The 10,499-nt window shown below is 71.2% G+C and carries 8 protein-coding genes and 1 riboswitch; of the genes, 5 read left to right on the forward strand and 3 right to left on the reverse strand.

Translation table 11 applies throughout. From position 1 onward, the window contains the following. Window positions 1-66: 66 nt before the first annotated feature. The 4 genes from RUH65_RS14055 (at window position 67) to RUH65_RS14070 (ending at window position 4,485) form a co-directional block, all read left to right on the forward strand. Window positions 67-1,263, forward strand: coding sequence for an ABC transporter substrate-binding protein (locus tag RUH65_RS14055; protein WP_313818210.1), 1,197 nt, complete (start codon window positions 67-69; stop codon window positions 1,261-1,263). Window positions 1,264-1,349: 86 nt separating this feature from the next. Continuing rightward, a complete protein-coding gene (locus tag RUH65_RS14060) occupies window positions 1,350-2,363 on the forward strand; it encodes an iron ABC transporter permease (protein WP_313818212.1) in 1,014 nt (337 codons plus the stop codon). Continuing rightward, window positions 2,363-3,175: a heme ABC transporter ATP-binding protein gene (locus RUH65_RS14065; RefSeq protein ID WP_313818213.1), complete on the forward strand. Its 813-nt coding sequence runs from the start codon at window positions 2,363-2,365 to the stop codon at window positions 3,173-3,175. Before RUH65_RS14060 ends, RUH65_RS14065 begins: the two co-directional genes overlap by 1 nt. A 35-nt stretch (window positions 3,176-3,210) precedes the next feature. Then, entirely contained in the window at window positions 3,211-4,485 is a 1,275-nt protein-coding gene (locus RUH65_RS14070) for a siderophore-interacting protein (RefSeq protein WP_313818214.1), read from the forward strand. Window positions 4,486-4,636: 151 nt separating this feature from the next. Here the strand turns inward: RUH65_RS14070 and RUH65_RS14075 are convergent, their stop codons facing one another. Then, complete coding sequence (locus RUH65_RS14075; protein ID WP_396180323.1) at window positions 4,637-6,862, reverse strand: AMP-binding protein; 2,226 nt, start codon at window positions 6,860-6,862, stop codon at window positions 4,637-4,639. Between the two features lie 12 nt (window positions 6,863-6,874). Then, window positions 6,875-6,993: riboswitch (SAM riboswitch) on the reverse strand. A gap of 116 nt (window positions 6,994-7,109) precedes the next feature. On the opposite strand from RUH65_RS14075, the gene RUH65_RS14080 reads away from it, so the two are divergent. Then, window positions 7,110-8,798, forward strand: coding sequence for a sodium:proton antiporter (locus RUH65_RS14080; RefSeq protein ID WP_313818216.1), 1,689 nt, complete (start codon window positions 7,110-7,112; stop codon window positions 8,796-8,798). Window positions 8,799-8,849: 51 nt separating this feature from the next. Here RUH65_RS14080 and RUH65_RS14085 read toward each other — a convergent pair whose 3' ends face one another. Then, complete coding sequence (locus RUH65_RS14085) at window positions 8,850-9,596, reverse strand: GNAT family N-acetyltransferase (protein ID WP_313818218.1); 747 nt, start codon at window positions 9,594-9,596, stop codon at window positions 8,850-8,852. A 183-nt stretch (window positions 9,597-9,779) separates the two neighbouring features. After that, a partial coding sequence (locus RUH65_RS14090) for an ABC transporter permease (RefSeq protein WP_313818219.1) occupies window positions 9,780-10,499 on the reverse strand: 720 nt, incomplete at its 5' end.

The following is a 10,499-nucleotide window of genomic DNA, read 5'->3' on the forward strand; positions in this document are numbered from 1 at the left end:
AACCGGAACCGCACCTCACACGGTCGGGCCCCGGATTCACTCGGGGCCCGACCTAGGACTCCCACCATGATCTTCATGCACTCCTCCCGGCAGACCCGCAGCACCGGCCGGCGTCGCGCCCTGACCGGAACGATGGCCGCCGCCCTGCTGGCCCTCACCCTGGTGCTGACCGGCTGCGGCGCCACCGGCGCCCCGGCGGACGCGAACACCTCTGGCTCCACGGCGACGCCGAGTCCCGCCGGTGACGGCACCGCCAGCGGGAACTCCGCGGGCCCTTCAGACGCCTTAGCCGGCGAGGAGCCGGCGCTCGACCTGCCGGATCCCGCCGGCATCGAGGGCCCCTCCTCGGCCGAGACCGTCGCCGAGATCCTGCCGATCGAAGACCCCCAGACGCCTGAGCTGCCCGTCACCGTCACGGACCATGGCGGCCAGGAGGTCACGGTCTCCAGCACGGACCGGATCCTGGCGCTCGACCTCTACGGCACGTTCTCGGACATCGTGACCGGCCTCGGCCTCGGGGACCGGCTGGTGGGCCGGACCTCCTCGGACACCTCACCCGCCATGGCGGACCTGCCCCTGGTCACCTCCGGCGGGCACGACCTCAACGCCGAGGCCATCCTGTCCCTGCGCCCGACCGTCGTCCTGGCGGACACCACCCTCGGCCCGCCCGAGGTGTACGACCAGCTCCGCGCCGCCGGGGTCACCCTGGTGATGTTCGACCCGGACCGCGGCCTGGAGACCAACGAGGACATCATGGCGCGCGTCGCCCAGACCCTCGGTGTCCCCGAGGCCGGCGCCGCACTGATCGAGCACTACGACGCCGAGATGGAGACCGCCCAGGCCAGGATCGAGGCCCTGGTGCCCGCTGATGAGGCGGACCTGGTCAGCGCCGCGATCCTCTATGTCCGGGGGACTGCCGGCATCTTCTTCGTCATGGGCAGTGACTCCGGCGGCGACGTGGTGGAGAGCGTCGGTGCGCTCAACTCCGCCGAGCGGGCCGGCATCACCGGCACCAAGCCGGCCAATGCCGAGGCGCTGGCCGCCCTGAACCCGGACGTCATCCTCGTCATGACCGACGGTCTGGAGTCCACCGGCGGACTCGCCGGCCTGCTGGAGCGCCCCGGAGTCGCCCAGACCATCGCCGGGCAGAAACAGCGCATCGTGGATGTGCCGGACGGACAGCTGATGTCCTACGGACCCCGGACTCCCCAGGCGCTCGTTGCCCTGGCCGAGGCCCTGTACAACCCCGAGGGGCTGCAGTGACCGTGGTGGAGGCACCTCGGCGGACGGTTCCCCCCGTCAGGCGCCCTCCGGCGAGCACCCGGCCGCACTCCACAGCGCGGACCGCGGTGACCGGCGTCGTCCTGCTGGTGCTGCTGCTGGCCGTCCTGGTGCTCTCCGCCGGCGCCGGGCAGTTCCCGACCACACCGGCCGAGGTGCTCGGCTCGGTCTGGCGGGCGGTCACCGGCACCACGGCGGCCCACCCGGACGAATCGCTGCTGGACTCCACCCTGTGGAACATCCGCTTCCCCCGGCTGCTGCTCGGGGTGATCGTGGGTGCCGCCCTCGGGGTGGCCGGCGCACTGATGCAGGGCGTGTTCAGCAACCCGCTGGCCGAGCCCGGGATCATCGGTGTGAGCTCCGGTGCCGCCGTGGGCGCCTGCGTGGTCATCGTGTTCGGGCTGACGGCCGCCGGCGGATGGGTGCTGCCGCTGGCGGCCTTCCTCGGCGGGTTGGTGGTCACCTGGCTCGTCTACCTGCTCGCCACGTCCGGCAACCGGGCCATGGTGCTGACGCTCGTGCTGACCGGTATCGCCGTCAACGCCGTGGCCGGCGCCGTCATGTCCTTCCTCGTCTTCCTCGGGGACACGGCCAGCCGTGAACAGATCGTGTTCTGGCAGATGGGCTCCCTGAACGGGGCCACCTGGACCGCGGTGGGCACGGCCGGGATCGTGTTCCTGCTGGGCGTCGTGGTGGCCATGGCCCTGCGCGGCCAGCTGGACCTGCTCTCCCTCGGCGAGCGTCCCGCCCACCATGCCGGCGTGAACGTGGGGCTGCTGCGCGTGGTGTCCATCATCGCCGTGGCCGTGCTGACCTCCGCCGCCGTGGCCTATGCCGGGCTCATCAGCTTCGTGGGGCTGGTGGTCCCGCACGCCCTGCGGCTCGTGATCGGCCCCTCCCACCGAGGGCTCATCCCGCTCTCCGCCCTGGGCGGCGCCATGCTGCTGTCCCTCGCTGACGTGGCCGCACGCACCGTCATCCCCTTCGCCGACATGCCGATCGGCATCTTCACCGCCGTGGTCGGAGGGCCCGTGTTCTTCATCCTGTTGCGCCAGTCCCTGAAGAGGCAGGGGACCCTCTGATGCTCGAGGCACAGGATGTCCACGTGGAGATCAACGCCCGCCAGATCCTGCACGGGGTCAGCGTGGATCTGCGTCCCGGTGAGGTCACCGTGGTGATCGGACCCAACGGCGCCGGCAAGTCCACCCTGTTCTCCGTGCTCTCCGGGGACATCCAGCCCAGCCGGGGCACCGTCGGCCTGGACGGGATCCCGGTGGCCCGGTGGAAACCCCAGGACTCCGCCCGGCGGCGCGCCGTGATGGTCCAGGACTCCGCGGTGTCCTTCCCCTTCACCGTCCGCGAGGTCGTGGAGATGGGGCGCAACGCCTGGCGGCGCACGGAGCATGCCGATCAGGACGAGGACGTGGTGGACGGCGCCATCGCCTCCGTGGGGATCGAGCACCTGCAGGGACGGGCCATCACCGTGGTCTCCGGCGGCGAACGCCAGCGTACGGCCCTGGCCAGGGTCCTGGCCCAGGAGGGCCGGACCGTGTTGCTGGACGAGCCCGTCTCCGCCATGGACATCGCCCACCAGGAACGCACCTTGATGCTCTGCCGTGGGCTGGCAGCGCACGGCGCCGCGGTCGCCGTCGTGCTCCATGACCTGGACTCCGCCGCCGTCTACGGGGACCGCATCGTGGTGCTGGACCAGGGGCGAGTGGTGGCGGACGGGCCCGCCCCGGAGGTCTGCACCGCTGAGCTGCTCAGCGAGGTCTACGGCACGCCGATCCAGGTCCTCGAGCTGGACGGCGTGATCCGCGTGCTGCCGGACCGCTCCGGGGTGCGACTGCTGTCGGACGCGCCTATCGGCTCCTCGGCACAGACCCTAGGCTGAACGGGAGGCACGATGACGTGCCACAGGAAGGACCCATGGGCAGCACAGACGAGAACGTCCCGGCGGCAGAGAACCCGGAGACGGCGAGCGCGGCGGCAGGGAACCCCGTGGCAGCGGGCCCAGCGGCGGTGAGCCCCACGGCGGCCGGCCCGGAGCCGGGTCATGGCCAGACGGCGATCGGGACGTCCGAACCGGGCGCCGAGGAGGCCTACGAGCGGTACCGCGCGGCTCGGGAACGCTATGCCGTGGCCAAGTACGAGTACAAGGCGGCGCAGTACGCCCTGAAGGCGGCCCGGCTGCGCGAGCAGGTGGCGGCCGGCGGCTCAGGGGGCAAGCGCGGAAAGACGGAGAAGCGGGACAAGGACGGAACGCGCGACCACCACCATCACCGCCGGCGTCATCGGCACGGCGGACACCAGGAGCACCGCGACTACGGCCAGCATGGCCAGTACGGCCACGTGGAGGGCGACAGCCAGGAGGGCGTGGCCGGCCGCGGGGCACTGGGACCGGTGGAGACCCGCGATTCGTCGGACCGTCGCAAGGGCCGGCAGGTGGTCCTGGACGTGATCTCCACCGAGCGGCTGGGGGAGCACTTCCAGCGGCTGACCCTCGGGGGCCCGGGATTCACCGACTTCCGGGACAACCACTACACGGACAAGTACGTCAAGATCCTCTTCGTGGACCCGGCTCTGGAACTGACGCCGCCCTACGACGTGCAGACGCTGCGCAAGTCACTGCCGAAGCATCAGCGCCCCGTCCGGCGGACCTACACGGTGCACTCGGTGGACGCCGAGGCCGGGACCCTCGTGATCGACTTCGTGCTGCACGGGGACTCCGGGGTGGCCGGACCGTGGGCGGCGGCAGCGAAGGTGGGAGATCAGGTGGCGTTCGCCGGACCGGGCGGCAAGTATGCCCCGGACGCGGCCGCCGACGCTCACCTGCTGGTGGGGGATGAATCGGCACTGCCCGCGATCTCCGCCGCGCTCGCCGAGATGCCGGAGGACGCCACGGGGCAGGCCTTCATCGAGGTGGGCGGGCCCGCCGACGAGTGGGAACTGACGGTGCCCTCGGGTGTGGAGGTGACGTGGCTGCACCGTGGCGGGGAGTACCGGCTCGGGCGTTCGCAGCTCGCGGCCACCGTGGAGGGGATCGGCCGGGCCGAATGGCCCGCCGGCCGGGTACACGCCTTCGTCCACGGGGAGAAGTCCATGGTCAAGCGCCTGCGCCGGCACCTGACCGAGGAGCGGGGCGTGGACCGGAAGATGCTGTCCCTGTCCTCGTACTGGACCTACGGCAAGGCCGACGACTGACGGCTGCGGGCCGACGACTGACGGCTGCGTGCTGGACGACGGCGCCCCGCACGCTGGGTGGTCAATTCCGGTGGCGATCCGGCGCGTATCCGCGACGGGATCTGACCACTCAGCGGAGGGCCTGCAGGGTCACCGCGATGTCACCGCTGAGTCACTGGGCTGGAGTCTGCCCCGACGGTGATCGACCGGCCATGACGTCGGCGATCTGCTCGACGCATGGCTCGTTCTGCAGGGACGTGGTGTCCCCCAGGGCGGTGCCCTCGTAGAGCTGGGTCAGCAGGCGCCGCATGATCTTGCCGGAGCGCGTCTTCGGCACGTCCGGCACGAAGACCACGTCCCGCGGCTTGGCCACCGGGCCGATCACCGTGCCCACGTGCTGGCGCAGCGCCTCGGCGGGGGAGATCGGTGCCTCACCGGCGGAGGTCCCGACGCCGGCCGCTCCGGCTTCAGCGTCCGCGGCGGACCCGCGTCCCTCGGCGTAGCCCTCGCGGGCCACCACGAACGCGACGGCGGCGTGCCCGGTCTTGGCGTCCGGCACGGGGCAGACGCCGGCCTCCACCACACCGGGGTGAGAGACCAGGGCCGATTCGATCTCGATGGTGGACAGGCGGTGGCCGGAGATGTTGATGACGTCATCGATGCGGCCCAGGATCCAGATGTCCCCGTCCTCGTCATACTTCGCGCCGTCCCCGGCCAGGAACCAGCCCTGCTCGGCGTAGTCCTTCCAATACGAGGAGTAGTAGCGCCGCGGATTGCCCCAGACGGTGCGGGCCATCGACGGTCCGGTGCGGGTGACCACGGCCTTGCCCTGCAGGCCGGCGGGCACTGGGGCGCCGGAGTCGTCCACCACGGCCACGTCCACGCCCGGCAGCGGACGGGAACCACAACCGGGCTTGAACCGCTCGTCGTCCTGCCGCGGGGAGAGGATGGTCGCCCCGGTCTCGGACTGCCACCAGGTGTCCACCATGGGCACGCCCACGGAACCATCGCGCGGGACCCGCGCGCCGGCGTCGCCCGTCTCGGCCTGTGCCGCCCGGTCCAAGGTGGCCAGCCGGTCCCGGCCGATCTGGGTGCGCGCCCAGGTCCAGGCCTCCGGGTTCACGGCCTCGCCGACGGTGCCGACGAGGCGGATGCTGCTCAGGTCATACCCGTCCGGTCCCGCGGGGATGCCCTCGGGGAACCAGCCCATGAGGGAGCGGACCAGGGTGGGCGCGGTGTAGTAGCTGGTGACGCCGTAGCGCTCGATGACCTCGAAGTGCCGTCCCGGGTGCGGGGCGTTCGGCACACCCTCATAGATGACCTGCGTGACGCCGTTGGAGAGCGGCCCGTAGATCTCATAGGTGTGCGCGGTCACCCAGGCAAGGTCCGCCGTGCACCAGTGGACGTCCCGCTCCCGCGCGGAGACATCCGGGTGGGAGAACAGGTAGTCGTAGGACCAGCTGGCCTGCGTCAGGTAGCCGCCGGAGGTGTGCACCAGGCCCTTGGGCTGACCGGTGGTGCCGGAGGTGTACATGATGAACAGCGGGGTCTCGGCGTCGAAGGACGAGGGGGTGTGGGTCTGGGGCTGGCGGTCCACGATCTCGTGCCACCAGACGTCCCGTCCCTCGACCCAGTCCACGTCCGCATGTCCGGTGCGGTTGAGCACCAGCACGTGCTCGATGTTGTTCTCGCCGGACACGGCCTCGTCCGCATGGGACTTGACCGGGACGGCCTTCCCGCGGCGGAACTGGCCCTCGGAGGTCACCAGGAGCTTGGCACCGGTGTCCTCCACTCGGAACTTCAGGGCCTCGGCCGAGAAGCCGCCGAACACGAGCGAGTGCACGGCGCCGATCCGGGCGCAGGCCAGGGTGATGACGATGGTCTCCACCAGCACGGGCAGGTAGACGACCACGCGGTCGCCCTGGCCGATACCCAGCGCGGTCAGCGCGTTCGCGGCCTGGCTGACCTCCTTCTGCAACTGCGCGTAGGTCACGGCGCGGCGGTCGCCGGGCTCCCCCTCGAAGTACAGGGCCACCTTCTCCCCGCGGCCGGCGTCCACGTGCCGGTCCACGCAGTTCACCGCGACGTTGAGAGTGCCGCCCTCGAACCAGCGGATCTCCGGGCCGCGCTCGGCCTCCGGGTCCGGGGCCGTCCACGAGTGGGTGGTGTGCCAGGGGCTCTGCCAGTCGAGGCGGCGTGCGGCCTGATCCCAGAAGGCCAGGCGGTCCGCCTCGTTCACGGGTTGGCCGTCGCCGAGACCGCCGTGGAGCAGGTTCGCGGACCGGCCGGGGCGGACGGTGGTATCGGCGGAGTTCAGGACACCTTCCGGCAGGGGTCCCGGCAGCGGAGCGGGGAAGGCGCCGGTTCCGGCGGTGGTGGTGTTCGGGGCAACAGACAAGACAGAACCTTCTTTCCATCGAATCTGGCGGTAGCACCTGGTGGCCGAAACCGCGCCCGGAAGGGGCCGGCGTCGACCACGGGTTGCTGCGGCGTCACGGAGCCAGATCTCTCGGCCGCTCGGGATGGTCGATTCCACTGTACGTCCGGGCCCCGCGGCAGGGCCAAACCGGTGAAGCCGTGCTACGGCACCGGGATTAGTCTGGATGGGCAGCGGTGACGCCATGCCACCGGAACGGGGAGGCCCCATGGAAGAATTCGCACTGCTGGCCGTGGCCGGCGTCCTGATCATCGTCCTCGTGTCACTCTTCGCCCAGAAGCTGGGCGTGGCAGCACCGATCCTGCTGGTCATCGTCGGCATCGGCTGCAGCCTGATCCCCGGTGCGCCCAGGATCCTGCTGGAGCCGGAGTGGATCCTCATGATCGCGCTGCCGCCGATCCTGTACTCGGCCGCGGTCAACGTCCCCATCACGGATTTCCGACGGGATCTTCAGACGATCAGCGCCCTGTCCGTCCTGCTCGTGATCGCCTCCGCCTTCGCCACCGGGTGGCTGATCTGGTGGGTGTTGCCGGACATCGGCTTCGCCGCCGCGGTGGCACTGGGGGCCGTGATCAGCCCGCCGGACGCCGTGGCGGCCACGTCCATCGGCAAGAAGCTGGGGCTGCCTCCGCGGCTGGTGATGATCCTCGAGGGGGAGGGGCTGGTCAATGACGCCACGGCGCTCGTCATGCTCCGCACCGCCATTGCCGCCACCGCCGGCAGCATCACGTTCTGGGGCGCCATCGGCGACTTCGCCTACGCCGTCATCGCGGGTGTGGCGGTCGGGCTGCTGGTGGGCGCCGTCACGGTGTGGGCCCGGTCCCGGATCCGCCAGCAGCCGGTGCTCACCACCGCGATCTCCCTGACCGTGCCGTTCCTGGCCTACATGCCGGCCGAGCACCTGCAGGCCTCGGGCGTGATCGCCGTGGTGGCGGCTGGCCTGGTCACCGGGCATCAGGCGCCCAAACGCTTCAGCGCCGTGGACCGCATCACGGACCGTACCAACTGGCGGACCATCCAGTTGCTGCTGGAGAACGGCGTGTTCCTGCTGATGGGCTTCGAGATCACCTCCATCGTCGCGGATGCCGAGTCCTCCGGCCGGGGGCTGTGGATGGCCGTCGCCCTCGCGGCCGTCTGCACGGTGATCCTCTTCGGGGTCCGCATCCTCTTCGTGGTCCCGCTGATCGCCGGTCTCCGGGCCCGCCAGCGCCGGATCCCCGAGCTGGCCGAGCATCTGGATGCCGCCCTGGAAGCCGTCGCCGAGGGCGATGCGGAGGCCAACCCGCGGCGCGCGGCGCGGCTGCAACGGTGGCGGGCGGACGCGCAGTTCCAGGCCACCCACAGCCTGGGGTGGCGCGGCGGTGCCGTGCTCGCCTGGTCCGGGATGCGGGGGGCCGTCACCCTGGCTGCGGCCCAGTCGCTGCCCTCGGACATCCCCTACCGGGCCGAGTTGATCCTGATCGCCTTCACGGTCGCCATCATCACGCTGGTGGTCCAGGGCGGCACGCTGCCACTGCTGATCCGCGTCCTGGGCATCAAGGGCACCAGCGAGGTGGCCGAGGGACGTGAGGTCACCCGCCTGGCCGAGGAGATCATCGCCGCCCGCCAGGCCTTCCTGGACAGCCAGACGCTGCAGCGGGAGAACGGCAAACCCTTCGCCCCCGAGGTGCTGGAACGGACCCGGAGCCGGGGCATGGCGGCCACGGAGGCGTTGGCCGCCATGGTCAATGATGACGATCCGGACGGCCACTCCCGGCAGCACCGCGAATTGCGCCGCCAGCTCGTGGACGTGGAACAGTCCGTCCTGCTCGACGCGCGGGCCGGCGGCACCTACTCCTCGCACACCCTCCAGCGGGCGCAGCATTTCATCGACGCGGAGTCCGCGCGGATGCAGTAGCCCCGCGGCGGTCCGAGACCGGGGCAGGGCCCGGCAGAGGCTGCGGTCGGCTTACGGGCGGTGGGCCACCGGGGCGTGGCCTACCTCATCGAGGGGCAGCATCCGGACGCCCTCGGGCCGGCCGGCGGCCTCGAGCAGGGGGCCGACGGGATACCGCTCCGGATCGGTCCCGGCCATGAACTCCTCCAGGGCGGCGGCCAGCCCCGCCTCCGGCAGCAGCCGTTGCCCGTGGACGACGCGGTCCGGCGGGTCGAGGGCCAGCAGGAGCATCCCGTAGACGGCGTCCTGCGTCCCGTCGACCGGCGGCTGGAAGTAGGGCACCTCCAGGATCCGGCCGCGGAGCCGGGCGTAGAAGCGCAGCCGTGCGATGGGGTCTCCGTGGACGGGGTGGGCCTGATGGTGTGCGGGGTGCTCCACCTCGGCGAGGACCACGGAGACGTCCGGGCCCGCGGTGATGCCGGTCAGCAGCCCGGACAGCAACGCCGTGCCCACGCCTCGCCCGCGCTGGTCGGCGCGAATGGCGACGTAGCTCAGCAGCACGGCCGGGGAGTCGGTGAAGGTGGCGGTGACGGCCACGGCCACGGGGTCCGAGGGGTCACCGACCACGCGCACCGTGGCCGATCCCCGGTCGACGTCCTCGAGCAGTTCCTGCACGGAGCCCAATTCCTGGGGCGGGAAGTTCGGGACCAGCAGGCGTTCATGCACTCGTGCCAGGGAGACCGGGTCTGTGACGGTGCTGGTGGGCAAGTCGGCGACCGGCGCGCCGCTGTCGGGCTCAGTCGGGAGCGAGTCGTTCACGGGGTCCTCCTGGCGTGCGGTGGTGATGACCACGGTAGGCGAGGAAACCGCCGGTCACGGAGCAGGTGCAGAAGAAGACGCGGCCGTCATGGTGGGACCCTCACACCAACAGCACTGTGCGGGCAATGCTTGGTGGTGTCCCTCACACACCATCACGTATTGCCCGCAAAGTCAGAGCGGAGGTCAGGACCAGCGGCGGATCGCCCGCTGCTCCACGAGGCCGAGGATCGCGTCCGTGAGCTTGCCGATGATGGCCAGCAGGATGATCGCCAGGATCAGCCGGTCGGTGCGGCCGTTGTTCTGCGAGTCGCTGAGCAGCCACCCCAGACCCATGGAGGAGGCGATGAGCTCCGCGGCCACCAGGAACAGCCAGGCCTGGGCGAGGGCCAGCCGCAGGCCGGAGAACACGGAGGGCACCACGGCGGGCAGCTGCACGGTCCGCAGCAGGCGCAGGCCGTGATAGCCGAAGGCGCGGCCGGCCTCCACCAGGTGTGGGTCCACGTGCTTGAGCGCCGCATAGACGTTCGTGAAGATCGGGAAGAAGGCACCGATCGCCACCAGGGTGATCTTGGAGTCCTCGCCGATCCCCATCCACAGGATCAGCAGCGGCACCCATGCCAGCGACGGCACCGCGCGGATGGCACCGACCAGTGGCGCGAGCACGGCGTCGGCCCAGGTGGACAGGCCCAGGACGGAACCGATGAGCAGGCCCAGCACCCCGCCGATGGCGAAGCCCAGCAGGACGCGCTGCACCGAGATGGCGATGTGGTGCCACAGGGATCCGTCGGCGGCCAGGTCGATCCCCGCGTTGACCACCGAGGACGGCGCGGGCAGCTGCACCGGCGAGAACAGGCCGGCAGCCGTCGCAGCCCACCAGGCGACGACCAGCACCACGGGCAGCAG

The sequence above is a fragment of the Citricoccus sp. genome, from assembly GCF_032154715.1.
GTDB lineage: Bacteria > Actinomycetota > Actinomycetes > Actinomycetales > Micrococcaceae > Citricoccus.

Bases quoted from the DNA above. Each gene is read 5' to 3' on its own strand.
- RUH65_RS14055 (WP_313818210.1), top strand. From the start codon at position 67: ATGATCTTCATGCACTCCTCCCGGCAGACCCGCAGCACCGGCCGGCGT.
- RUH65_RS14065 (WP_313818213.1), top strand. From the start codon at position 2,363: ATGCTCGAGGCACAGGATGTCCACGTGGAGATCAACGCCCGCCAGATC.
- RUH65_RS14070 (WP_313818214.1), top strand. From the start codon at position 3,211: ATGGGCAGCACAGACGAGAACGTCCCGGCGGCAGAGAACCCGGAGACG.
- RUH65_RS14080 (WP_313818216.1), top strand. From the start codon at position 7,110: ATGGAAGAATTCGCACTGCTGGCCGTGGCCGGCGTCCTGATCATCGTC.